Below are 23,295 nucleotides of genomic sequence, written 5' to 3'. Positions count from 1 at the left end.
GTCCGGCGGTTCGCCGTGACGCAGGTTCTCTCGGGCGACACCCCCGCCGGTCGTCGTTCTCGACCGCGACCGCCGCACCGTCCGCCTCGGCGACGTGGGCGTCGCCCGAGAGAACCTGCGTCACGGCGAACCGCCGGACAACGACATTCCCACGCTTGCTGCGACCCTGCGCGCGGCGGGCCAGTTGCAGCCTCTGACCGTGCGGCCTGGACGGGGCAGGAAGGAAGATTCCTGGATGGCCCTGGATGGGCGGCGTCGCCGCCTCGCGCTGGGCCTGCTCCTGGAGGCGGGGGAGATCGACGAGGACCATCCCGTCGATGTCTTCGTCGAGACCGATCCCGCCCGCCAGGCCGCCGCCGTCCTGCTCACCAACACGGCCGTACCCGTCCATGTCGCCGACGTCATAGCCGCCATCGGCCGGATGCTGAAATCGAAGCTGACCGTGGGCGTGATCGCCAAGGCGCTGGGCTATGCCGAGATCGAGATCAAGCGGCTGGCGGCGCTGTCCGGCCTTCCCTCGGCGGCCCTCCTCGCCCTGAAGGGCGGCCGCCTGACGTTGAAACAGGCCCGGCTCCTCGCCCGTCTTCCCGAGAAGGCCGAACAGGCGGAACTCGCCGAGGCGGCTCTGGCCGGCCACGGCTTCCAGGACTGGCGCATCCTCGAACGGCTCGACGACGCCCGCATCACCACGCACGACCGGAGATGCGCCCTGGTCGATCAGGCCGCCTACAGCGACGCTGGCGGGCGCACCGAAAGCGACCTGTTCGGCGAGCTCGCTCCCGTCCTACTCGACCCGGATCTCCTAACAGACCTGTGGCTGAAACGCGCCCGAGGCATCGCCGCCGTCTTCGAGGCGGAGGGGATCGCCGTCCACGTCACCGCCGGCCCCGAACCGGACCTGCCTGACGACTTGGAGGCGCTCGGCTATGTCTATGGCGGCAGCCTGCCGGCCGAGGCGATGGCGCGCTATCGCGCAGAGATGGAGGTCTATACCGCGCGGGTCGAGGCCGCGCGGCAGGCCCTGGCCGATCGCGCTCCGCCCGATGTCGCGGACCTCGCCCTCGTCGACATGATCCACGCGAGGATCGCGGCCGACCAGACCGGATGCGGCGGACGGGTGGTGACGACGATGGTGATGTGGCCGACGGCGAGGGCGGGGGTGGAGGTGCGCTGCTACACGCCCGAGGAGCCCGAGATTCTCGACGAGGATCCCGAGGCCGAGAAGCCGGCGGACGGACCTCCGCCGCATGACGCCTACCTCGCGCCCGAGGCCGCGGCGCTCGAGCCCGAGACCGAAGGGGTGAACCACGCCCTCCACGCCGTGCGCACCGATGTCGCGACCCGCGCCCTGGCCCGGGCCCTGGCTGACGACCCCTCCGCCGCCCTGACGGCCCTGATCGCGCGACTGTTCACCGTCATCGTGCTCCGGACGCGCGTGGCGCGGTCGGAGGCGGCCCTGGCCATCCTCGCCACCGGGTTCAATCCGGCTGGAGGGCGCGTGATCGAGACCCTGGACGGCGAGGTCCGCCGGCGCCTGGACGACCGCCGCGCCGCCTGGCAGGCCTCGGGCGAGACAGTGATCGCCTGGGTCCACGGCTTGGGCCATGGCGACAAGATGGGTTTGCTGGCCGAGATCACGGCCATCAGCCTCGATCTGCGCGAGGAGAAGACCTTCCAGATCCGCCGCAGCGCCCGGGCGGAGGCGACGGAACTGGCGGCGCTGTGCGAGGCGGACGTCACCGTGCACTGGACGCCCGACGCGCCGTTCCTCCAGCCGCATTCGAAGGCTTTGCTGATGGACATGCTCGAGATCATGGGCTCGGCCAACGACCGTGCCAGGACCCTGAGAAAGACTGAACTGGTCGACTGGGTGGCCGAACAGGCGGCGGCCCGAACCTGGGCCCCAGCCGCCCTGTCCTGGCGAGCGCCGGTTGAAGACCTGCCCGGCGCCGACGCGGACGGTGTGGAGGATGAAGACGGCTCGGCCGGGGATGCGGAAGACGGCGATGACGACGGCGTCGGCGCCTTCGCCGTCACCGAGGCGGGCGAGGCCGCGCTCGGTCCCGTCGCCGCCTGATCCCTCGTATCGAGAGGCCGAAACGTCGTCCCGACCCTGGTCGGGGCGGCGTTGTCTTCGCTGCCCGTATGTTCGTGCCTGTCGACCGGGCGGACGTCGTCGAGGCGGTGCTGCGGCGACATCCCTGCGGCCGTCCTGAACGGATGCGCCGCCTAGGCTGCGGCCGGGCGGGCGAAGGCCCGTCCGGCAGGAGGAAAGCCCGGAGGAAGGGAGGTTCGGGGTGAAGCGGGATGAGGGAGATCGGCTCCCCGGCGCTTCGGATCGACAGGAGACTGACATGCAATCCATGATGTTCACCGGGCGGCTCGCCGCCGACCCCCAGGTCAGCGACGACTTCGGCAAGGCGGTGTTCCGGCTGCTGGAGAAGCGGGGCGTCGACACTGCCGGCAAGGACCGGTTGGTCGGCGTCAACTGCGTCAGCTGGTCCAAGGGGCTGAACGAGAAGGTCATCGCGCGCGGCCTGGCCCAGGGCTGCGAGGCCGTCGTCATCGGCGCCTTCATCGACACGACCTATACGGCGCGGGACGGCAAGGCGAGGTCGGCCAAGGAGCTGGTGATCAACCGGCTCACCGTCCTCGACTGGGCTGGGGACCGCGACGCCGGCACGGCGTCCGGCGTCGCCGATCCCGAACGCGCCGCCGCCTGATTTTCCGAAACCCTCATCAACAGGAGACTGACCATGCAAACCCTCGTCATCGAAGGCTATCTGGCCGCCGACCCGTCCATCCTCTCCGCCCAGGGTTCGGGCAAGAAGCGGGCGAGCTTCCGCGTGCTGGAGACCACCCGTTTCCGCCGCAGCGACGGCACGCCCGGCGAACGGACGACCGGCTTCAACTGCCTCTGCTTCAACGAGGCCACGGCGGAACGCTACATCGCGCCGTTCGCCCGCAAGGGCAGCCGGGTCGTGATCCAGGGCCACGTCGAGAACGACACTTGGACCGGAAAGGACGGGGTCGAACACTACGACCTGCGCCTGATCGTCGGCGACATCCGGCTGAAGAACCGCCGCGACCACGACGAACAGGCAGACCCGGCCGAGGGCGGCGGCGTCCAGGAACCGGCGGGCGGCTACGACCTGAACGACGACATCCCGTTCTGATTGGCGGAAGATGCGAAGAACGGCCCGATGCGCAGGCGTCGGGCCGTTTTTCGTCTGCGATTGAGGGGAAAGGCACGGAGACCCCAGCGGCCGGATCGACCCCGCAACACGGGCGTTTCCGAGGGCGGTCTCGGTCTCGGTGTAGGGAAAGAGGGCTGGCTGCGCCGAACGGATCGCGCTCGAACGCCTCACGCAAACGAGGCGAGGGACCTAGGACAAGCCCTTCGGGTCTCGACCGATGAACAGGTCATCCGGATGCCTGCGGCGCGCGTGGGATCGGCGATCGCGCAGGCCGCCGGCGCGCCGGCGTCAACCGACACGAAGGGTGATGTCTCTTCGTCCGTATCGGCGCGACGGCGCCGAGGGGTGTCGTCGTCGCGAAGGGCGACGACGACCTGCCCCCACACAACGCCCTCCGATCTTGTCACAGCACCCCGGAAGTCAACGGCTCCGCCGTTCCCCTCCACGGAGGGCGAGCGGCCCTCCGTTCCGGTGACTGCCGGGGACCCCGCTGTGGCCAAGACCGGGGTCGTTGCGCATGGGGCGCTCGGCATTCTCAAGGACTGTTCCAATGACCTTCTACAGCCATCCCTTCACCGCCTCCGCTGCCCAGAAGTCCGACTCCGCCTTCGACGACCTGACCGCGTCCCTGAACGCGGATCGGCCGCATCCGACGGAGGACGCCCTGGTCCAGCTCGGGCGCGCGCTCATGACCGAACTGGTGGATGTGATCTCCAACACGGCCTTGGAGGACTATCAGACGACCCTGGGGGAAGCCCTGATCGGCGCCTTTCATTCGGCGGCGGGGCGGATCGAACGGGACGCCGACCGCGCGCGCGACACGATGCGATCGCTCGACCGCGACTTCGATGGATCGGAAGCCGCCGACACCGAGCTTCAGGAGGCGACGGCCAAGGCGCGGGCGGGCGACGCCGCAACCCGTGCCTGCGAGCTCATCCGGGACGCGGCCTCGCAGACCTGGACGGTCGCGACCGGGGAGGTCTGGACCGCCTGGCGCGGCTCGCGGCGCGGCACGCATCTGACGGCGGCGCAGCTGGAGGCGAAACAGGCGATCCGGGCGATCCGCAGTCGGAAGGCTGGAGAGGCCGACCCCGGCGGTCCGGTGATCGCCTTCCGAGGTGCGCCCACGGCGGACACCGCAGTGGACGCGAGCCGGATCTTCGACGCCCTGAACTGGGCGAAACAGGAATGGCCCGACATGGCTCTTGCGACGACCGGGGCGAAAGGCGCGGAGAAGCTGGCGATCAAATGGGCCCAGCAGAAGGGCGTCAAACTGATCCTCGCCCGCGCCGACTTTGACGCTCACCGCAAGGCGGCCCCCTTCCGGGCGAATGACGATCTGATCGCGCTGGAACCGAGCTGCTGCCTGACCTTGGCGCATTCGGTGGATCGGGATCGGTCGGGCGATCCGCGGCCGTTCGGACCGGCGCTCAACCTCGGGCAAAAGGCGACGGAGCACGGGCTGCGGCATATGCCGATCCGGGCGCGCTCAGCCTGAAGACCTGAAGGCAAACCCCTCCCGCTCGGCTTCGGCCGGGCGGGCCTTTTTTTCGCTGTCGGGCGCGCCTCTTCTGCGGTCTCGCTGCGCCCTTCGGGCTTGCGAACGGGGCGTCCGCTGGTCGCGGACGCGGGCTCTGCGCACGACGCTTGCGCATCGTGTCATGACAGCCCGGAAGTCAACGGCTGCGCCGTTCCCCTTCGCGGCCCGCCAAAGCGGCGGACCGCTGCGGTGACTGCCGGGCGCCCTGTCATGCCCCGCCGCTTCATCGTCGCTCGCTGGGAGCGATGTTCGATGGAGAAGGACCATGATGGAGCCGGATTGGGAAAAGCCGGAAGACGCCTTTGGCTTGACCGAGGACGAAGACACCTGGGCCGCGGAACAGAGAGAGGCGGTTGAGGCGGCGCTCGGGGCGGGAGCCTGGGAGGATCTGTGCATTCGGCGATTCGACCCGAGCGAGCCGGCGTTCTGGGACGAGGTCGAGGAACTGGATTTCGAGGACTGACGGCGCTCTGCTCGACTTCGGTCGGGCAGGTCTTCGTCTGTCGAGCTTGAGCGCGAGACCGCAGCGGCGTCCGGTCGGACGATGTTGATTGGGTGTGGCGGCGTCTGATCAAGTTTGGTGGGATGTGTCGGGAATCCGAAAATGGGGGTGAGGGCAAGATAAAAGGAGGTTTTTGGCGGTTCCTGTTTCTCGTATTCTGTCCGTGGTTTAGCGGCAGCGTCTGAGGCGTCGGACGACTTGCGCTGAGTTCTTGTTCCGACGCCCTGCCGCAGAGGATGCGGAGGCGGATCATGCGGGTCAGCGACAGAATTGCAGCGCGGGTCGAGCCGGCGCCGGCGCTTGCGGAAAAGACACTTGATGTTCGCCTGCCGCTGTCTTTGAAACCCGACAAGGTCGGGGTTCGGGTCGGCATCATGCGCCGCCTGGCGAGTTCCAGGATGTTCGCCCTGGGCGACCGATCAGGGGTTCTTCGTTCGGCGCAGAGCCGGTCAGGCCGGTCCTTCCGGCCTGACGTGCGCCAGCGAGTGATCGTGAAGGCGCTGATCTCTCGGCATGGGGGCAGGGGTGCCGAGCGCGGCGCGGCCCTTGCCAAGCATGTCGCCTACCTCGGGCGGGCCGGCGCCGGGCTGGAAGGATCGCGCCCCGAGTTCTTCGATCGCGCCTCGGATGATGTTCATCCCGCGGAAATGATCGGCGGTTGGGGAGGGGATCGGCATCATTTCCGCTTCATCATCTCGCCGGAGCATGGCGATCGTATCGCGGACCTGAAAGCCTATGTGCGCGAGGTCATGGCCCGGGTTTCGGCGGACCTCGGCGAGCCGGACCTCGTCTGGCGAGCGGCCTGCCACTACGACACCGACCAACCGCATGCCCATGTGCTGGTGCGGGGCAAGCGTGGGGATGGCCGGGATCTGGTCATTCCGAAAGACTACATCGCCTATGGCTTCAGGGCCCGGGCCCAAGAGGCTGCGCAGGAGCTCTTGGGCGACCTGTCGCGCCAGGACGCTGAACGGCGAGTCTGGAAGGCGACCCATGCCGATCAGTTCACGGCCCTGGATCGGCGTCTGATTGCAGCGGTGGACGCCACCGGGGGTGTCGAGGACGGGGTCGGCGGAACAGACGCGTGGACGGCGTTGTCGCGCGGACGCCTTCGTCATCTGGAGGCCCTGGGTCTGGCGACGCGGCAAGGTGGGCGTTATCGCCTCCATCCCGAAATGGAGCCAATGCTGCGGACGCTTCAGGTGCGCCGGGACGTCATCCGGACGATGAACCAGCGGTGGCTGGAGGCGGGCGGGGAGGTCCGACAGGCGCAGCCGGGCCGGTTGCAAGGACGGGTGGTCAAGTCAGGGTTTCACGATGAAATGGGGGCACAGCCCTATGTTATCGTTCGAGACGAGGCTGGGGTCGAGCAGTACACGCGACTGAAGCCCGGCGTCGCGCCGCCGTCATTTGGACAGGAGGTGGCGTTCGCCGTCGGCCAGCGTGGAGTCGCGACGATACCTCAAGGGCGGAGTAATGGAGCAAGCCTCTAGAAACACCTCCGGGGGGCGGATCGCAGAATCGTAGCTAGAGGGACGTGCCGGCATGTCTAGGTCGAGCGGCGCGCAATCTGGTCGCGCGAGAAGGTTATCACCTCGTCCAGGCCTTCTACGTCGCTCCGACCCAAGGGTGACGTCGCGGGCCTGCGCAGCCTGTTGAATTTGGGCCGTAGCAGGCTTCTTGGCTTATCGTGTGGAAGCGCGACCATGTTGAGAAAGCCTCGACCGCCGATCTATGGCTGCACGGATCTGAAATCGTTTCCGACCGGATGGATTTTTGGGGGTCGGACGGATGGATTTTCAAGGGATGGCAGCCTTTGGATCAACAGACTTTCGGCGATCTCGCAGTCGCAATCCGGTGCGTTTAGTCTGGCCGTCAATCGTTCCGCTGCACCGCCTGATAGGCGCGGCTGAACACAGGTATGCTCTCCGCCGTCAACCCAGCGAGATTGATACGACCGGATGCCGCGCAATAGACGGCGTGTTTCTCACGCAGTGCGCTGACTTGTTCTGGCGTCAGAGACAGGCAGGCGAATAGGCCATTTTGTCCTTTGACCGACGCGAGGCTCGACGCATGTTTGGCAAGCGCCGTCCGCACATCTACGAGGCGTCGGCGCATAGCCTCAAGTTCGGCTGTCCATAACTCAGTCAACCTCGCGTCTTCCAGGATCACGCGGACCGTGGCCGCCCCGTGATCCGGCGGCATGGACCAGTTCGCGCGGGCCAGAGCCAGGATGTTCGACGCCGCATTGGCCAGATTGGCCGGGTTACGCGCGAGGGCGAACAGCGCGCCTGTACGCTCACGGTAAAGTCCGAAATTCTTGTCGCAGGAATAGGCCACCAGTGCTTCGGGCGCGGCTTCGAGGACGCGGCGCATGCCGGCGGCATCGTTGTCCAGCCCCGATCCCAGACCCTGATAGGCCAGGTCGATGATCGGTGTGATCCTTCGTGTGTCGATGAGGTCGGCCACCGCGTCCCACTGGTCGGCGGAAAGGTCCGCCCCGGTCGGATTGTGGCAGCAGGCCTGTAACAAGATGGCGTCGCCCGCAGACGCTGTCGCCAGCGCCTGCATCGTGGTTTCGAAACGCACGGTTTGTCTGACGGCGTCGAAATAGCTGTACCGGACGATCTGAAGACCGGCGGGCTCAAAGATTTGCGGGTGGTTTGGCCATGTCGGCTCACCCATGAACAGCCGCGCGTTTGGTCGACCGGCAGCCAGAAGCTCGGCCGCCAACCTAAGAGCGCCCGTGCCGCCGGGGGTTTGGACCCCGAACACTTCGGCCGTGTTGTGGGCCCCGAACACGATCGGTCTCAGGCATTCGAGGAAACCGATGTCCCCTTCAGGACCCAGATAGGCCTTGGTCGGCTGCTGCTCCACCAGCAAGCGTTCGGCGGCCTTTACCGCGCGGAAAACAGGAGTTTGTCCGAACTGATCGCGATAGACGCCGACGCCGAGGTCCAGTTTGTTCGGCCGCGGGTCGGCGCGGTAGGCGCCGATGAGCGCCAGCAGTCCGTCGGGTTGCTGCGGCGAGAGACCGTCAAAGACCGTGTCCGAAAGGCTCATGCGTCGGCCTTGGAACTATGCGTGTCGGCTGGTCCATAGTTCCGTCTGTCGGGCAGCCTCTTACGAAGCGGCATTCTGAGGCTCCGTGGAGATGGAATGGATCGACTGAACCTCGGCAACGGTACGGCGAAACCCGTTCTGGCAAAGCCAGATCAACACCGCCGCCAGAAGCCAGGCCGGGGCGCCGACGATCGCGATCGCCGAAATCAGCCCGTGGGCGCCGCCGAACATTTCCGAGAGAGCGCCGATGATCAGGGGGCTGAGCCCTTGGGGCACCAGGGCCACGATCGTCATGACCCCGAAGTTGCGGGCGCGCAGGTGGGGCGGGCTGATGTCCTGAATGATGCTGGGCAGGACGGATGCTGCGGCGAGGCTTGCGGCGAACTGAACGGCGATCAACGCCAATGCCTGCCAGGTCGCGGTGACGAAAGGCAGCAGGGTGGTCGGTGCAGCGGCGATCAGGAAGGCGATGGCGGCTATTCTCGGCGCCATGACCGATCGGTCGCCTTTCCATAACCTGACGCACAGGGCGGAGACGCCGACGCCGACAAGGCTGGCCGGTCCGATGGCCATGCCGAGCTGAAGACTGACGGTGGCCGGGTCGATCTCCAGAATGCGGGGCAGGGCGGTCGGCAACCAGACCAGGGTGGAGGCGATGCCGATATTGTAGGCGGCGACAGCGGCGAATACGCAGGCCAGAGTCCTGAAATGCCGCCTGGCGTAGGCGATGAAGCCGCTATCCGCCAGCCGGGTCGCGAAGGCCTCTGCGGACGCAACGGCTGCGGCGCGACTGCCCTTCAGTTTCAGCAGGGCGACCAGCGCGATGAACAGGGGACCGGGCAGGGCGACGAATAACATGGTCGTCCGCCAGGGCTCCATCTCGCCCAGGAGGCCGGGCAGGGTCGCGCCATGCGTGGCGAGCCAGCCGAACGTGGCGCCGCTTATGCTTAAGCCCAAGGCCGTCCCCAGAATAGCGGCGAGGAAATACACCAGGTTGGCGGTGGCGCGTTGGCGGCCTGGAAACAGATCCGGAATGACGGCCCAGATGATCGGCCCCAGGCCCGCCTCGCCGACAGCGATTCCAATTGTCGCCAAGAGCAGGCCTTCGAAGGTCGTCTGAAAGGCGCAGGCGGCGGTGGCGACGGACCAGACCGCGATCCCGATGCACAGGATCAGGCGACGATCAAAGCGGTCCGCGAGCCAGGCGATCGGATAGCTGGCGATCGCCGCGAACAAGGCCAGTCCCAGGCCCTGCATGGCTCCCAGTTGCAGATCCGTCAGGCCAAGGGATTGCTTCAGGGGTGATGCGACCACCGCAAGGATTTGCCGATCGACGAAGGCGAATATGGTGACGCCGACCAGTATGGCCACGGCAAACCAGGCCGAGAACGGGGCTGGGGCTTCTATGGCGGCGACTTCGGGGACGTCCGGCGGTGTGGTGATGCTCAAGATGTCCCCTTCATGGGCGTTACGCGGGCTCGGCCGTCTGCTTGGCTTCTTCTTCCGCTAGGCTGATCAGCTCGCCCGCTAGATCGGGATCTTCGCTCGAACACACGCCCAGGATCAGAGCGCTGTCGCAGTCCTTGCAGACGTAGGCGTGGCTCATGGCGCTATCGAGATAGACGCCCTGTCCCGTCTGCAGGACGATGGGGGTGTAGAACTGCAGATGGACCTCGATCGCCCCTTCCAGCACGAAGACGAATTCCTCGCCCTTGTGCCTGACGGCCTCGCCGAACTCACCGATATCGCGGGTGTGAACCCGAGTGATGATGGGCACCATCCGCTTCTGGCGAAGATCGGCGCAGAGGTATTCGTAGTCGTAGTTCGGCGTCTTGATATGGACGGAGTTGCCGCTGGTGGTCAGGCTTCGCCGCCCCATGACGGCCGGCGAAGAGACGGCCTCGCCCGCCGGCTCGCCCTGCGCTAGGAACTCGGCCATGGTCAGGCCGAGCCTGGCCGTGAACTGCTGAAGCTTGTCGTAGGTCAGCGATAGCTTGTCTGTTTCGACCTTGGCGAGGGTCGATAGGGGTATGCCGACGACAGCGCTCATCTCGCGCAGGGTCCAGCCGTTGCGCTGCCGCACGATCCTAATGAGGTTGCCGAGAGTGCCGCTGTCGTTCGCCATCGTGTCCTGCCCATCCAGCCCAAGGCCGGATTATTTTCGTCGAGGCTGGCGGCTGGCCACGACCTCGATCTCTACGCGAGCATTCGGTAGCACGAGCTGAGAAACGACGCACGAACGGGCCGGGAAGGGCGCGGAAAGGCGTTTGGCGTAGACAGAGTTGAAGGCGTTGAAGTCGCCTGGATCGGTCAGCCAGACCGTCGCCTTGACCACATTGTCGAGACCCATGCCCACGCTTTCCAGGATGGCCGAGATGGCGTCAAAGGTGCGTTCGGTCTGCGCCGTGATGTCGCCCTCGACCCGACCGTCGACTAAGGCCAGTTGTCCGGAGACGAAGACGAGGCCGTCGGTCTCGACGGCCGCCGACAGGGGCAGCACCGCGCCGCCAGGTCCGATGAGCGGCTTGCCGTGGATTTTCATTGAGCGACCTTGTTCTTGCCCGAAGTTGTTTCCCCGAACCGGCCGGGAGAGAGATCGGCGGCGGTGACGCCTTCGCGCGCGATGTCGTCAGGAACAGCCTCACCGCGTGCGAGGGCTGCGGCGGTCCGCGCCCAGGCCGGAGCCGTCTGAATGCCGTACCCCCCCTGGCCGACGGACCAGAACAGGCCTGGCGCCTCAGGGTCGAAGCCAATGACGGGCGCGCGGTCCGGAGCAAAGGTGCGCAGACCCGCCCAACTGTGGTTGACGCGTTCCACTTCCAGGGTGAGGGCCGCCTGGACCCGATCCACTCCGATCGCGATGTCCAACTCTTCCGGCTGGACATCGCACGCCTCGACGAGCGTCTCGTCGGCAGGTGAGATCAGCAGTTTGCCCGCGTCGGGCTTGAAGTAGAATTCCTCATCGACGTCGATCACGGCAGGCCATGCGGCGATGTTCGTTCCGGCCGGCGGATCAACCAGGACGGCCGTCCGTCTCAACGGCTGCAGGCCCAGAGGGCGCGCGCCGACGCCTACAGCGACGTGGTCACCCCAGGCTCCGGCCGCATTGATCAACACCGGCGCTTCGATGCTCTGCGTCGGAAGATTGATCGTCCAAAGATCGGCAATCCGCTCGATCACCGGGTCGCCGACATCGATCAGTAGCGTCGCGCCGCGGGTCCGAGCTCCGCGCAGAAAGCCTTGATAGAGCGCATCGACGTCGATGTCCTGGGCGTCGTGGTCGAATGCGGCTCCGGCGACGTAGTTGGATTTCAGGAGGGGAACGGTTTCCAGAACTCTGGCGACATCGACCCGTTCGATCGCACCGCCCGAACGGCCGATATCGGTGATCATCGCCTTCAGATAATCAAGTTGATCACGCCGCGCGATATAGAGGACGCCTCGCCGTGTCAGCAGCCTTTCCTCCGCGAAGCCCTCGGGAGGCACCATGAAGAAGTCTCGGCTGGCCCGTGTCAGGGCGCGAACGGCGGCCCCTCCATAACTGGGCGCGAACAGCGCGGCCGAACGACCCGTCGCGTGCCGACCTGGGAGGGCTTCGCGCTCGATGACGCAGACCCGGGCTGTCTCTGACAGTTCGTAGGCGACGGATGCGCCAGCGATTCCCGCGCCGACCACGATGAAATCGTATTTCATTTCGTCCCAGGGCTTGAGAGCGACGATTCCGTAAACTTGTTCCGGCACGTCAGATGGCAAATCCTGAACCGGTAGCAGCGTCTATTGCAAGAGACTTTTTCTCTTGACAGAAACATCTCATGATTGATTGTGGTTCGCGCATCATCGAGGGGCTCCATCATGATTGTCTGTCGCAACCACCGTTCGCGTATCAGCCTGGCGTTCCTTCTGGCTTCGACCGCGCTTTGCGCCTCGCCGGCGCTCGCCCAAAGCGCCAACTCGGCAAGTGACGCGACGCAGGTGGGCGACATCATCGTCACCGCGCAGAAGCGAGAGGAGCGGGCCAGCGAGACGCCCCTTTCGCTCTCAGTCCTGACGGGGGAAGCGCTGCAGGCTGCAGGCGCGACACAACTGGCGGATTTCGCAGCAACGGTCCCCAGTCTGTCCTTCACAAGCAACGGCGTCGGTCAGGGCCAGGTCAACCTGCGCGGCGTGACGACCGGACTGAACGTCGGCTCGACCGTCGGCATCTATGTCGATGAAGTGCCCTATGGCTCCAGCACCTCCTTTGCCGGTGCGGCGCAACTCGCCCTGGACGTCGGGCTGTTCGATCTGGATCGGGTGGAAGTCCTGCGCGGTCCGCAGGGGACGCTTTATGGCGCCAGCACCATGGGCGGGCTGCTTAAGTACGTTACGAAGGCCCCCGATCCGACCCGCTTCGGCGGGGGATTGCGCGCGGGGGTGTCGACGACCGCGCATGGAGGGATCGGCTACGACCTGGCGGCGGCGGTGAACGCTCCGTTCGCCGGCGATACGGCGGCTGTGAGGCTCAACGGGTTCTACACCGAGGACGGCGGGTTCGTAGATAACCGGCTGTCCGGGGTCGAGGACGTGAACCAGTCCAAAGTGTATGGCGGCCGAGGCGATCTCCTGTTCAATCCGACCGACGCCTTGTCGATCCGCCTGACGGGCTTCGCCCAAGAGATCGAGCGGGACGGATCGGGTTCGGTCGATTTCATCGGCGCGACGGGCAGGCCGGTCGACAGCGAATACGATCAGCGGCGTTTCGACGAACCCTTCGCCCAGTCGTTCCGTCTGGCCAGCGCAGTGATCGACTACGATTTCGGCCCGGTGCAACTGACCTCGATAACCAGCTACCAGACCAGCGACGTCGACTATGTGACGGACGTATCGGCGCTCTATGTGCCGTTGTTGGGCGGCTTCGGGCTGGCGCTGGGGTCCACGCCTCTGGTCAAGGCGGTGAACACCGACAAATTTACTCAGGAGGCCCGGCTGGCGGGCAGTGTGGGCGCATTTGACTGGATCGTCGGTGGTTTCTACACACGAGAGAAGAGCTTCCAGTTGCAGACCTTACCGGCGACCGATCCCACGGGCGCGCCCTTCCCCCTAAACCTACTGACGGCAGAACTGCCGAGTCTCTACGAAGAGACAGCGGCGTTCGGGACCCTGACATGGCATGTGACGGATCGCCTCGACCTCTCTGGCGGCCTTCGTTACGCGACCAACGACCAGACCTATGAACAAAACGCCTCGGGTCTGCTGGGCGGGCCGGCGCCGAAGCGCAGTTCGAACGAGAATGTGACGACCTATCTGGCCAATGCGCGCTACCGCCTGACCGACCGATCCATCGGCTATTTGCGCTATGCCACTGGCTACCGTCCCGGCGGCCCCAACATGGTGCTGAATGACCCGGTGACCGGCAACCCGCTTGCGCCGCCCACGTTCGATTCAGACAGTCTCGAAAGCTATGAAGCGGGCTATAAGGCCAGCACTGCCGACGGCCGCTTCAGCGTGGATGCAGGCGTCTACTATATCGACTGGCAGGATCTTCAGATCGTGGCGCTGCGTAACGGTGTCGGCGTCGTCGCCAACGCCAGTTCGGCGGCGATCAAGGGTGCGGAACTCACCGTGACAGCGCGTCCGACGTCCGCCCTGTCCCTCGTCGCCGCAGCCAGTTTTCTGGACGCTGAACTCGATGCGGACTCGCCGGATCTCGGCGGTCTGAAGGGCGACACCCTGCCGGACAGTCCGAACGTCACCGTCGCCTTGTCCGCCGACTATGGATTCTCGCTGGGCGGCTATGACGCGGACGTCGGCGCCACAGTGCGGTATGTCGATGACCGGGTTTCAAGCTTCGACCTAAGCGCCGGTACGCCGCAGCACGCCCTGCCGGACTACACTACGGTCGATCTGCGCGCCGGCATCGACCTGAACGGCGTGCGTGCTCAGGTCTACGTCCGAAACCTGTTCGACGAGTTCGGCGAGTTGTCGGCGACAACGAGCTTCTCCGTGGCGGGGGGGCCGATACAGATCACCCCCTTGCGGCCCAGGACCGTCGGGCTGACGCTGACGAAGCGCTTTTAGCATCTGTGGAATCATAAATGTCCGACGCTGCCGCCATACCCTCGGTCGACGCAAAGACGATCGATGCCATCTTTGTGGACTATGACACGAGCCATGCCCCGGGTGTGGCGGTGGGGATCGCGATCGGCGGCACGCCCGTCTATCGCAAGGGATTCGGGCTTGCGAACCTGGAACAGAATCAGACCCTGTCGCCCAACATCCGCATGCGGATCGGCTCCACCACCAAGCATTTCGCCGCCCTGGCCTATATGCTGTTGGTCGAGGACGGCTTGGCGTCGCTCGACGATCCTGTCCGCAAGCATATCCCGGAGATGTCGCCGGCGGTGGCGGATGGCGTCACCATGCGTCAGTTGATGAGCCACACCAGCGGCTTGCGTTGTTCTCTGGACCTGTCGATGCAGTTGAACGGCATGGGGCACTATATGTCTCATGCCGATACGCTGGATCTGTTCGCCGCACAGGACACGGTCAACTTCGAACCCGAAACATCCTGGTCCTACAACAACGGGGGCTACACCGCCCTGAGCGTCGCGATCGAGCGCCTGACCGGACAACGGCTCGAAGACGTGCTGCGCGAACGGGTATTCGAACCCATCGGCATGATGGACACCCTGTTGCGCCGCGTGGACACCGACTTCGTGCCGAACAGCGCGACGCTGCATATGCTCGGCAAGGATGGGGCGTTCACCAAGGACTATATGGGCATGGAGGTGAGCGGCGAGGGCGGCATGGTCTCCACGGTCGACGACATGCTGCGCTGGATGGCCCACATGGACCGCCCCGTCGTCGGCACGGCCGAGACCTGGGCGGTGATGACCTCGCCCTTCATCCTCAAGAGCGGCTATTCGACCCGCTACGGCCTGGGTCTGTCCGTCGGAGACTACCGGGGCTTAGCCACCATCGAACACGGCGGCACGGTGATGGGCGGCGGCTGCCAGATGATCAAGGCGCCTGGCGTTGGCTTGGACATCATCATCATCACGAACCGGGCAGGCGTGGACACCATGAGCCTGGCTGACCGAATCATCGACGCCTGTGTCCCCGCCCTAGGCCCGGCGCTCGAAGATGTGACGGGGACGAATATCACAGGCCTGTATTACGATCCGGCGACGGGATCGACGCTTCAGTTGCTGGAGCATGAAGGCCGCCAACTGATCGGGCTGGGCGGGGCCACCATCCCGGCCCGGCGCGACGCTGTGGGCAGGCTGCATTCCGCCTACCGAATCTTCGACGCCGTTGTGGACGCCCCTGCGGGCGATCCCGCACCGGCGCAGTTGGCCTACATCCAATGGGGCAAGCCCGAAGTGCTGGCGCGTCTGGAGCCGGGGCCGCAGCCTGACATGACCGACCGCGCGGGTCTCTATGCCTCGGCATCGACGGGCACGACCGGCGTGCTGACGGTGGACGGCGATCAAACGACCCTGACCTTCGAGGGGCGATGGAACGCGGTCCGTTACAGCTTGAGCTATATGGGCGCGTCGCTGTGGCGGGCGACGTCCATCGACATGGCGCATTTCGGTCTGGGCGGGTTCGTCGAGTTCGATACGGACGGGACGGGGTTCGCCTTCAGCGCCGGTCGCACCCGCCGCCTGCGCTTCGAGCGGCAACAGACATGAGCGGCCCCAGGCTGCGGGTTTTTGTCGGCTCTCTATCGCACGAGACCAACAGCTTCTCGCCCATACCCACCAGCCTGCGCGCGTTCGAGGCGGACATCCTGCATCGACAGGGAGACGCCCGGACCCTGTCGCAGGCCCTGACATTTCCCGCCTATGGCGACGCGGTCGAACTGGGTGAAGCGAGAGGTCACGAGGTTGTCGCCGGCCTTTGCGCCTGGACCCAGCCGTCCGGTCCCCTGCCGCGTCCCGTCTATGAACGCCTGCGGTCGGAACTGCTGGAGGGTATCGCAGCCGCCCGGCCCGATCTAATCGTGCTTGTCCTGCACGGCGCCATGATGGCCGAGGGCTATGATGACTGCGAGGGCGACATCCTGGCTCAGGTCCGCGATCTGGTGGGCGCGGATATGCCCGTTGGGGCTGTGCTTGATCTGCATGGCAATGTCACCGCCCAGATGATCGACAGCGCAACCGTCTTGATCGGGTGTAAGCAATATCCCCACACCGACTACCGCGACCGGGTCGGCGAACTTTACGACCTTCTGGAACGCACGAGACGGGACGAAATTGCACCTCGCACGGTCTATAGGCGGGGGCCGGTTGTCGGCCCAATAGGCACGACCGAAGGTCCTATGCAGACGTTCGTCGAGGGCCTGTTCGGCCATGAGGGGCGCGATGGCGTGCTTTCGGTTTCCATGATGCATGGATTTCCATGGTCTGACAGCACGCACACAGGATCGGCCTCGCTTGTCGTCCACGATGGATCGCAACCCGATTTGGCGGACGCCACCGCCGACGAAATGGTCCGTGGCTTCGCCGAGGTCAGTTCGGGTACGGCGGCGGGTCGGATGCGCGGCGTCGAGGACGTCCTTGCTGAGGCGGATCAACAGCTGGCGAACGACCGTCCGATCGTGATCGCCGATGGAGCGGACAATCCGGGAGGCGGTGCGGCGTGCGACAGCACCTTCATCCTGCGGGCCCTTATCGAACGTGGCCAGACCGACGCCGCGCTTGGCATGATCTGGGATCCGCAGGCCGCCCTCATCGCAGCGGACGCCGGTGTCGGGGCTCATATCCCGCTGCGCATAGGCGGCAAGATCGGCCCCATGTCGGGACTGCCGGTCGATGCCGAGGTCGAGGTTATAGCCGTCAGGGAAGACGGGCTGCAGCGCGGCTTGACGGGCAAGCTGAGCGAGCCTCTCGGTCTAGCGGTCGCGGTTCGGATCGGCGGCATTGATGTGATCATCAACTCCATCCGCCAGCAGGTATTCTCGCCGGAATGTTTCACCGCGATGGGTATCGACCTGTCTGAGAAGCGTGTCGTGGTGGTCAAATCGACCCAGCATTTTCAGGCGGCGTTCGCGCCCATGGCCGCCGCGATGATCTACTGCAACGCCCCCGGATCGCTGAATATGGATCTTTCGACGCTGCCCTACAGGAACCTGATCCTACCGGCGTGAATCCAGCGCCCACACCTACCGAGTCTATGCTGAAAATGGGAATATGGGACGTCTGCTCGCACATTTCTCAGGGCGGGGCTAGAATCGCCAAATCAACCCATAATGTCGCCTCCCAGGATAAACCTCGTCGCGCTTCAGGTCGGAATATTGGGCCAGCCGACGCCGGAATGTTGGCTTACAGGGGGGGGACTGTCGGCCCCGTTAATGCGAGCCGAGCATCAAGGGCAGTTGATGACTCAAAACCGACCATCGGTATGTCTGCTGTCCGGCAGCCAACGAGCCTAAGCCTCCGAAGGGCCTACGACCGACAGCATTGCTGACAACATTCGTCAGACGACGTTTTCGAAAACAATCCTCAAAGTGACATTCCGAGCCGAGGGGCGGGTTCGATTGGCGGTCGGCCGGTCGATGGCAGGGGGCTCTCACTGGACGCGCTGTCGAACCGCCGGCAGCAGCGTCAGCTGGATTTATCGGAGGTCGGTATGGCTCAACGAACCCTCGCCGCTATCGGGCTTGGCTTGGTCATGGCCCTATCCACTCAGATTGCGCATGCGGGCGATTGGAGAGAGCTTTTTCGAAACGATGGCTACTCCATTGGTTACAATGCCCAAGGCGTGGTGCGCGAAGGGGACCAACTGACGGTGGACGTCGTCACAGCCCTCCTTCCTGAACGGCAGCTGCCACTCTATGGCGTGAGCACCATGAAAATCGACTGCAGGACGCGCTATGCCACCATGGGCGCCTTTCAGTTCCATCTGGCCAATGGCGATCCGTTCGGACGGCCGACCGATGAAAAGCCCATCGGCGCGTTCGGCGACGATGAGGATATGATGGCGCTCTGTGCAAACGCGCGCCCGTCTCAGCCGGGCGCAGACAGCGCGCTCGCCTATTTCAAAGCGCTCTACGCCAGCGCTCCTTAGCGTCGGCGAACAGTCTTCCTCAGCACCGGGATAATCTGGATGGAAGGGCGGCGATCTGAAGGCCTACGTCTTCGTCCTTAGAACATCGGAAGGGGGCGAAGAGCGCGAGGCCGTCGCCGCCAGAGACGATGCGCATGCCCGCGTCCTCGCCGAGATCATCGAACTCGTCGCCGGCGTCGGAGACAGACTCGAAGTTTACGACCCAATAGGGCGGCGGCTGACCCTCGATGTCGAGCTATGACCAAAGGGGGACGGTTGGTCGGCTCTCCGAGGCTGGGACCACGAGCCATGGATCGGTCGACCCGCCAGCTCCCGCCCTACGCCTCGAGAGGGGGAAAGGTCAGGCGCACCTGCAGGCCACGCCCTTCAGGGCCTTTCATCAGTCCGAGGGCCGCGTCGTGACGCCGTGCGACCGCCGCCACCAGAGCGAGACCGAGGCCCAGACCGGGGCCTTTCGCGCCCGGTCCCCGGACGCGGGCCTGAAGGATCGCGTGGAGCAGTTCCGGGGCGACGCCTGGCCCATTGTCGCTGATGGTGAGAACGACGCCCTCGGCGTCTCGGCGTGTCTCAAGGTTGATCGTTGCGCCATGCGGGCAATATTTGAGGGCGTTGTCCAAGAGGTTGGCGACCACCCGAACCAGCAGGAGCTCTTCGCCGGTGACCCAGACGGATTGGAGGTCGAGGTTCAGTCTGACGCCGACCTCGTCCGCCACCGGCCCGTACAGGGCGGCGGCCTGATGCGCGATGTCGGCGAGGTCCACGGGGGCGAGGGTGAGGGTCGCCCCGGCTTCGATTTCGGCGACGTCGAGCAGGGCGTCGAAGGTGGCGAGGATGGCCCGGGTCTCGGCGATAGCATCCTCGGCCGCTGTTCGGGCGAGCCGTAGCGACGACGCCGAACGCACTGCCTCCAGATTAGTCTGTAGTCGGGCGATGGGGGTGCGCAGGTCGTGCGCCGCGCGATTGGAGACATCGCGGAGGCCCCCGACCAGGGTGTCGATCCTTTCGAACATCGCATTGACGGACCGGGCCAGGGCGCCGAACTCGTCACGGACCTCCGCGCCCGGCGCACGCGCGCTCAGATCGCCGGCGCCGAAGGCTTCACAGGCGTGATTGACGGCCTCGACGCGACGGACCAGCCGCGCGCTTACCAGGGGGCCGATGACGAAGGCGATCAGGGCGGCGAGCGCCAGGGCGAGAAGCCCCACCGCCAGCACGTCGCGTTCTAGCCCGGCCTCATCCTGCGTCCGGCCGAGCAGGATGTAAGCGTCGGGGCCCAGATCCAGACGCTCAATGGCCGAAGCTGAAAGCCACCCAGGGGTCTCCAGTCTGAGCGCGCCGGTCGGCGATTGACGCACGGCGGCGAGATCCAGATTGCCGATGGGGGGTTCGCCGGGGGCGACCAGCGCATACTGAACGCGATCCTTGGCCTGGGCGACGCGCGCGCCCACGATGGCCCGGCCGATTTCGGGCCTCAGGCTCGCGGGCGCCTCATCCAGCTTGGCGGCCAGACCACGACTGTCGGCCGCGACCAGGGACTGAAGCCGCTCGCTGTTCTTGGCGACGACCAGATACATGGCCCCGGCGAAGAAGAGGCCGGAGATGACGATGAACAGCGCGCTGTAGGCGAGCGTCAGCCGGGCCACGGCGGACGCGCGCGCGGGCGCTCGATAGTGGGATGAAGCGATCAAGCCGCTGCGCCGCTCGCCAGACGAAACCCTTGGCCCCGCACGGTTTCGATCAGTCCAAGCCCGGCGACCGCCTGGATCTTGGCCCGAAGGCGCGACAGGTTGACGTCGATCACGTTCATCTGCGGCGGGATGCGATACTCCGGCCAGCAGGCATCCCAAAGCATCTGGCGCGAGACGACCAGGTCGTGATTGGCCGCGAAGAAGGCCAGCATGTCGAACTCCTTGGGGGAGAGATCGAGATAGCGGTTTCGCCAATGGGCCGTGCGCGCCTTGACCCGTACTTCGAGTTCGCCCAGCAGGAACACCTCCGGATGGCCCTGGGTGGACCCTCGCCTCAGCATGGCGCGCAAACGGGCGACCAGTTCGTCCGCCTCGAAGGGCTTGACCAGATAGTCGTCGGCGCCGGCGTCCAGTCCCTCGACGCGGTGGCGCGTTGCGGACAGATTGGACAGGACCAGCGCCGGCGTGCGGACGCCGAGGTCGCGCAGCTGGGACAGGGCGTCGAGGCCGTCGCCGTCCCGGACCATGCGATCCAGGATCAGGGCGTCGAACGGACGGGCCGCGGCGTAGCGGACGGCCTCGGCCACTCCGCCCGCGACCTGCAGATCGAGGTCGGCGATATCGGCTAGCGCAGCACGCACGCGTTCGGCGGCGTCGGCGTCGTCTTCGAGCAGCAGGATACGCATGCGGGATCTCCCTGTCGCGGCGGTGTAGTCGACCGGGCGGGCCGCGGGGTCTGACAACCGTCGTAAGTTGCGATGGTCGGCGACTTTCAGGCAAGTAGAACGATGATCGTTCGAACGCTTTGTCTCGTCGCCCTGCTCGCCGGTCTCGTTCCCACGAGCGGGCGCGCCCAGTGCCGCGAGCTGGACCCCGAACTCGGGGCGGACACGGCGGCGGCGGCCGCGCCGTTTGAGACGCTCGAGCTTTCCGCACGTCTGGCGCGGCTTGGAACCGAGCGCGCCGATCCCTGGCTTCTGGCGACCGCCGCCCGATTGCGGCTTTCGACGCCTCCGCCCTTCCGCCTGCGCGCCATCGACGGATCGCCGGCCGGGGATGACGCCGACGACGACAGCGCGCCGGCCGAAAGAGGATCGCGGACCTGGCCGGAGACCGCGATCGCATGGTTGAACGAGGCGGAAACGCTGGCCGACGGCGATCCACAGGTTCTAGACTTTATCCAATCGATCCGCGCCCTGGACCACAAGGGCCGGCAGGCGGGGCCGCTGGTGTCCTTGGCGCGGCTACCCGGCGGGCAGACCCATGTGTTCCGCGAGCAGTTCACGCCGGGTCGCCCCGCCGTCGTCTATGTCGAGGGGGATGGCGATGCGCCGCTCGCCGTGACGGTCCGATCGGGCAAAGGGCTGATCTGCCAGTCGTCCGGCCCCGGCGACGTCAAGCTGTGCACCTGGACGGCGCGCGAGCCCGGCGACTACCGGGTCGAGGTCCGCAATCTCGGTGCCGCAGCCAATCGCTACGCTTATGGCACCAACTAGCGTGGCGCGCGCGCTCGCGATCGTTCTGGCGCTCGTCGCCTGGGCGTCGGCGACCGCGCTCAGGGCGGAAAGCCGCGCCCTGTTGATCGGGGTTGGCCAGTATGCGGCTCTGCCCCGCGACTACAGTCTCGCGGCGCCGGCGCGTGATATTGCGCGCATCGGCAGCGCGCTTCGGGCGGCCGGGCTCGGCGAGGCCGCGATCACGACCCTTTCCGATGAGGCGGGACCGCGCGGCGCCACCCGTTCCGATATCCTCGAGGCCCTAGACCGACTGACGTTCAGCGCCCAAGCTGGCGACAAGGTTCTGATCTATTTCTCGGGTCACGGGGGGCGTCGCCCGAGCCGGGCGGACGCCGGGGAAGGCGACGGGCTTGAAGAGGTCTGGCTGGCCTCGGACGCGACGGTCGATGCGGCGGGACAGCCCGACCAGGGCGCGATCGCAGACCATGAGGCGGCGGCGGCCATCGCGCGACTTCGCCGGCGCGGCGTCGATGTCTGGCTCGTCGTGGACGCCTGCTATGGCGCGGGGGTGACGCGCGGACGCCCTGCAATCGAAGGGATGGTCAAGACCGTGTCGCGCACGCAGGGCGCCGGCGCGACCTTCGACGGGCCGCTTACGGCCTCTCGGTCGCCGAAAACAGGGATGGTCGCCGACGCCCGGCTCGGGACTTCGGACGAGAGCGGAACGTTCGGCGCCTTCGCCGGCTTCTACGCGGCGGCGCAGGACGGGCTGGCGATCGCGACGGACCAGGGATCGGTCTTCTCGAACGCGCTCGCGCGAAGTTTGGACGCCGGCCGAACCCGCAGTCTTCGCGACCTTGCAGCAGGTCTACTCTCGGCGGACGGTCGATTGGGGCCGGACGCCCCGCGTCCGGTGTTCGAGGGCGATCTCGACGGACCGGTTCTGAATCTGGCCCCCGGGCGTCAGCGTCGGTTCGGCGTGACCCGTCGCGGCACTGAGGTCACGGTCGCGGCCGGCGCGGAGGAGGGGCTGATCGACGGCGACCGGGTCGTCCTGGAAAACGCCGCAAGCGCGGCCGTCGGCTATGCCGAGGTGACGCAGGTGACGATCGGGCGCGCCCTCCTAAGCCCGGGTTCGCCGGACGCCGTCTCGGCGCGATTGACGTCGGCGGACCGGGGTCGCGCCGAGACGTCGGCGGCGCGAGTCCTGGCGGCCATCGCCGCCCTGGACGGCGGCTGGGCGCCGGACAGCCTGGCCGTCGCCGCGTGGCTCGACCGTCGCCCGGCGATGGCCTGCGACGCCCCGGTCGACGCCGAGGCGCCGCCCGTCTCCGCCATCCCCGTCTCACTGTTCGCCCTGCCCGAGATGCAGGCCTGCGACCGGCTCTATCTCGACGTCGCAAACGCCGGCCCTTCGGCGCTCGACGTCAATCTTCTCTACCTCGCCGCCGACGGCGGGGTCGTCGCGCCCAGCCTGCATCCCGTCGATAGCGTGCGCCTGGCTCCGGGAGAGCACCGGACGGCGGCGCTCAGATTCACGACGGAACCCGCACGGGTGACCGAACATCTAGCGGTTCTCGCGACCCCCGCGACGACGCGCTTCCCGGCCGATCTGCGCTATCTCTCGCACCCGAGCCGGGCGGTTCGCGGGGGTCTGGGAGGGGCGACGTCGGACGCCCTGTCAACCTGGCTCGTCGAGGCGCTGGACGCCGACATCCGACGCGGCGCCGCATCGGGGCCGCCTCCGGGTCAGGCGTCCGTGGCGGCGGCCTTTCCCGTCGTGGTGGGACCATGACGG

19 protein-coding genes and 2 pseudogenes are annotated in these 23,295 nt (G+C 66.4%); 12 read left to right on the top strand and 9 right to left on the bottom strand.

Going from position 1 to position 23,295, the window contains the following annotated elements:
- The first annotated feature begins 94 nt into the window (after nt 1–94).
- The 6 genes from CHRYSEO8AT_RS16055 (at nt 95) to CHRYSEO8AT_RS16030 (ending at nt 6,732) form a co-directional block, all read left to right on the top strand.
- Nucleotides 95–2,077 carry a ParB N-terminal domain-containing protein gene (locus CHRYSEO8AT_RS16055; RefSeq protein WP_159851543.1) on the top strand — a complete coding sequence of 661 codons (1,983 nt, stop codon included), beginning with the start codon at nt 95–97 and terminating at the stop codon, nt 2,075–2,077.
- A gap of 277 nt (nt 2,078–2,354) precedes the next feature.
- Nucleotides 2,355–2,723 carry a hypothetical protein gene (locus tag CHRYSEO8AT_RS16050; RefSeq protein WP_159851542.1) on the top strand — a complete coding sequence of 123 codons (369 nt, stop codon included), beginning with the start codon at nt 2,355–2,357 and terminating at the stop codon, nt 2,721–2,723.
- Nucleotides 2,724–2,756: 33 nt separating this feature from the next.
- Nucleotides 2,757–3,176: a single-stranded DNA-binding protein gene (locus tag CHRYSEO8AT_RS16045; RefSeq protein WP_159851541.1), complete on the top strand. Its 420-nt coding sequence runs from the start codon at nt 2,757–2,759 to the stop codon at nt 3,174–3,176.
- Between the two features lie 571 nt (nt 3,177–3,747).
- Nucleotides 3,748–4,695, top strand: coding sequence for a DUF2493 domain-containing protein (locus CHRYSEO8AT_RS16040; RefSeq protein WP_159851540.1), 948 nt, complete (start codon nt 3,748–3,750; stop codon nt 4,693–4,695).
- 307 nt (nt 4,696–5,002) lie between these two features.
- Complete coding sequence (locus CHRYSEO8AT_RS16035) at nt 5,003–5,200, top strand: hypothetical protein (protein WP_159851539.1); 198 nt, start codon at nt 5,003–5,005, stop codon at nt 5,198–5,200.
- Nucleotides 5,201–5,730: 530 nt separating this feature from the next.
- A complete protein-coding gene (locus tag CHRYSEO8AT_RS16030) occupies nt 5,731–6,732 on the top strand; it encodes a DUF3363 domain-containing protein (protein ID WP_236547583.1) in 1,002 nt (333 codons plus the stop codon).
- A 382-nt stretch (nt 6,733–7,114) separates the two neighbouring features.
- Here CHRYSEO8AT_RS16030 and CHRYSEO8AT_RS16025 read toward each other — a convergent pair whose 3' ends face one another.
- The 5 genes from CHRYSEO8AT_RS16025 to CHRYSEO8AT_RS16005 are packed head-to-tail and all read right to left on the bottom strand — an operon-like array spanning nt 7,115 to nt 11,995.
- Entirely contained in the window at nt 7,115–8,302 is a 1,188-nt protein-coding gene (locus CHRYSEO8AT_RS16025) for an aromatic amino acid transaminase (protein ID WP_159851537.1), read from the bottom strand.
- A 60-nt stretch (nt 8,303–8,362) separates the two neighbouring features.
- Nucleotides 8,363–9,751 (bottom strand): MFS transporter, encoded by a 1,389-nt coding sequence (locus CHRYSEO8AT_RS16020; protein WP_159851536.1) that lies wholly within the window; start codon nt 9,749–9,751, stop codon nt 8,363–8,365.
- Nucleotides 9,752–9,770: 19 nt separating this feature from the next.
- Nucleotides 9,771–10,427 carry a helix-turn-helix domain-containing protein gene (locus CHRYSEO8AT_RS16015; RefSeq protein WP_159851535.1) on the bottom strand — a complete coding sequence of 219 codons (657 nt, stop codon included), beginning with the start codon at nt 10,425–10,427 and terminating at the stop codon, nt 9,771–9,773.
- Between the two features lie 30 nt (nt 10,428–10,457).
- Nucleotides 10,458–10,844 carry a RidA family protein gene (locus tag CHRYSEO8AT_RS16010; RefSeq protein WP_159851534.1) on the bottom strand — a complete coding sequence of 129 codons (387 nt, stop codon included), beginning with the start codon at nt 10,842–10,844 and terminating at the stop codon, nt 10,458–10,460.
- Complete coding sequence (locus CHRYSEO8AT_RS16005) at nt 10,841–11,995, bottom strand: FAD-binding oxidoreductase (protein ID WP_159851791.1); 1,155 nt, start codon at nt 11,993–11,995, stop codon at nt 10,841–10,843. Before CHRYSEO8AT_RS16005 ends, CHRYSEO8AT_RS16010 begins: the two co-directional genes overlap by 4 nt.
- 159 nt (nt 11,996–12,154) lie before the next feature.
- Here CHRYSEO8AT_RS16005 and CHRYSEO8AT_RS16000 point away from each other — a divergent pair, with 159 nt between their 5' ends.
- The 4 genes from CHRYSEO8AT_RS16000 to CHRYSEO8AT_RS15985 all read left to right on the top strand — a co-directional run bounded on the left by CHRYSEO8AT_RS16000 (nt 12,155) and on the right by CHRYSEO8AT_RS15985 (nt 18,352).
- Entirely contained in the window at nt 12,155–14,359 is a 2,205-nt protein-coding gene (locus tag CHRYSEO8AT_RS16000) for a TonB-dependent receptor (RefSeq protein ID WP_159851533.1), read from the top strand.
- Nucleotides 14,360–14,376: 17 nt separating this feature from the next.
- Entirely contained in the window at nt 14,377–15,975 is a 1,599-nt protein-coding gene (locus tag CHRYSEO8AT_RS15995; RefSeq protein ID WP_159851532.1) for a serine hydrolase, read from the top strand.
- The gene (locus tag CHRYSEO8AT_RS15990; protein WP_159851531.1) at nt 15,972–17,432 is read left to right on the top strand and encodes a M81 family metallopeptidase; all 1,461 of its coding nucleotides are present in this window, start codon (nt 15,972–15,974) and stop codon (nt 17,430–17,432) included. The genes CHRYSEO8AT_RS15995 and CHRYSEO8AT_RS15990 overlap by 4 nt, the downstream gene beginning before the upstream one ends.
- Before the next feature lie 482 nt (nt 17,433–17,914).
- The gene (locus CHRYSEO8AT_RS15985) at nt 17,915–18,352 is read left to right on the top strand and encodes a hypothetical protein (protein ID WP_159851530.1); all 438 of its coding nucleotides are present in this window, start codon (nt 17,915–17,917) and stop codon (nt 18,350–18,352) included.
- 317 nt (nt 18,353–18,669) lie between these two features.
- Here CHRYSEO8AT_RS15985 and CHRYSEO8AT_RS15980 read toward each other — a convergent pair whose 3' ends face one another.
- The 4 genes and pseudogenes from CHRYSEO8AT_RS15980 to CHRYSEO8AT_RS16310 all read right to left on the bottom strand — a co-directional run.
- Nucleotides 18,670–20,040 (bottom strand): HAMP domain-containing sensor histidine kinase, encoded by a 1,371-nt coding sequence (locus CHRYSEO8AT_RS15980; protein WP_159851529.1) that lies wholly within the window; start codon nt 20,038–20,040, stop codon nt 18,670–18,672.
- Nucleotides 20,037–20,381, bottom strand: a complete 345-nt coding sequence (locus tag CHRYSEO8AT_RS16320) for a winged helix-turn-helix domain-containing protein (protein WP_370514260.1) — start codon at nt 20,379–20,381, stop codon at nt 20,037–20,039. Before CHRYSEO8AT_RS16320 ends, CHRYSEO8AT_RS15980 begins: the two co-directional genes overlap by 4 nt.
- Nucleotides 20,366–20,462, bottom strand: a pseudogene (locus tag CHRYSEO8AT_RS16315) (DNA-binding response regulator); the annotation flags it as partial. The pseudogene CHRYSEO8AT_RS16315 and the gene CHRYSEO8AT_RS16320, both read right to left, overlap by 16 nt.
- Nucleotides 20,448–20,726: pseudogene (locus CHRYSEO8AT_RS16310) on the bottom strand (response regulator transcription factor); the annotation flags it as partial. The pseudogenes CHRYSEO8AT_RS16310 and CHRYSEO8AT_RS16315, both read right to left, overlap by 15 nt.
- A gap of 102 nt (nt 20,727–20,828) precedes the next feature.
- Between CHRYSEO8AT_RS16310 and CHRYSEO8AT_RS15970 the strand changes: the two are divergent.
- Nucleotides 20,829–21,536, top strand: coding sequence for a hypothetical protein (locus CHRYSEO8AT_RS15970; protein WP_159851527.1), 708 nt, complete (start codon nt 20,829–20,831; stop codon nt 21,534–21,536).
- 1 nt (nt 21,537) lies between these two features.
- On the top strand, nt 21,538–23,292 hold the full coding sequence (locus CHRYSEO8AT_RS15965; protein WP_159851526.1) for a caspase family protein: 1,755 nt from the start codon (nt 21,538–21,540) through the stop codon (nt 23,290–23,292).
- Nucleotides 23,293–23,295 lie beyond the last annotated feature (3 nt).

The sequence above is a fragment of the Brevundimonas sp. G8 genome, assembly GCF_902506205.1.
In the GTDB taxonomy this organism is placed as follows: Bacteria; Pseudomonadota; Alphaproteobacteria; order Caulobacterales; family Caulobacteraceae; genus Brevundimonas.
This window is presented reverse-complemented; position numbering and strand designations above follow the sequence as displayed.

Coding starts and splice junctions, on each gene's coding strand:
- CHRYSEO8AT_RS16050 (WP_159851542.1), top strand. CDS start 2,355: ATGCAATCCATGATGTTCACCGGGCGGCTCGCCGCCGACCCCCAGGTC.
- CHRYSEO8AT_RS16045 (WP_159851541.1), top strand. CDS start 2,757: ATGCAAACCCTCGTCATCGAAGGCTATCTGGCCGCCGACCCGTCCATC.
- CHRYSEO8AT_RS16040 (WP_159851540.1), top strand. CDS start 3,748: ATGACCTTCTACAGCCATCCCTTCACCGCCTCCGCTGCCCAGAAGTCC.
- CHRYSEO8AT_RS16035 (WP_159851539.1), top strand. CDS start 5,003: ATGATGGAGCCGGATTGGGAAAAGCCGGAAGACGCCTTTGGCTTGACC.
- CHRYSEO8AT_RS16025 (WP_159851537.1), bottom strand. CDS start 8,302: ATGAGCCTTTCGGACACGGTCTTTGACGGTCTCTCGCCGCAGCAACCC.
- CHRYSEO8AT_RS16015 (WP_159851535.1), bottom strand. CDS start 10,427: ATGGCGAACGACAGCGGCACTCTCGGCAACCTCATTAGGATCGTGCGG.
- CHRYSEO8AT_RS16010 (WP_159851534.1), bottom strand. CDS start 10,844: ATGAAAATCCACGGCAAGCCGCTCATCGGACCTGGCGGCGCGGTGCTG.
- CHRYSEO8AT_RS16005 (WP_159851791.1), bottom strand. CDS start 11,995: ATGAAATACGATTTCATCGTGGTCGGCGCGGGAATCGCTGGCGCATCC.
- CHRYSEO8AT_RS16000 (WP_159851533.1), top strand. CDS start 12,155: ATGATTGTCTGTCGCAACCACCGTTCGCGTATCAGCCTGGCGTTCCTT.
- CHRYSEO8AT_RS15995 (WP_159851532.1), top strand. CDS start 14,377: ATGTCCGACGCTGCCGCCATACCCTCGGTCGACGCAAAGACGATCGAT.
- CHRYSEO8AT_RS15990 (WP_159851531.1), top strand. CDS start 15,972: ATGAGCGGCCCCAGGCTGCGGGTTTTTGTCGGCTCTCTATCGCACGAG.
- CHRYSEO8AT_RS15985 (WP_159851530.1), top strand. CDS start 17,915: ATGGCTCAACGAACCCTCGCCGCTATCGGGCTTGGCTTGGTCATGGCC.
- CHRYSEO8AT_RS16320 (WP_370514260.1), bottom strand. CDS start 20,381: ATGCTGAGGCGAGGGTCCACCCAGGGCCATCCGGAGGTGTTCCTGCTG.
- CHRYSEO8AT_RS15970 (WP_159851527.1), top strand. CDS start 20,829: ATGATCGTTCGAACGCTTTGTCTCGTCGCCCTGCTCGCCGGTCTCGTT.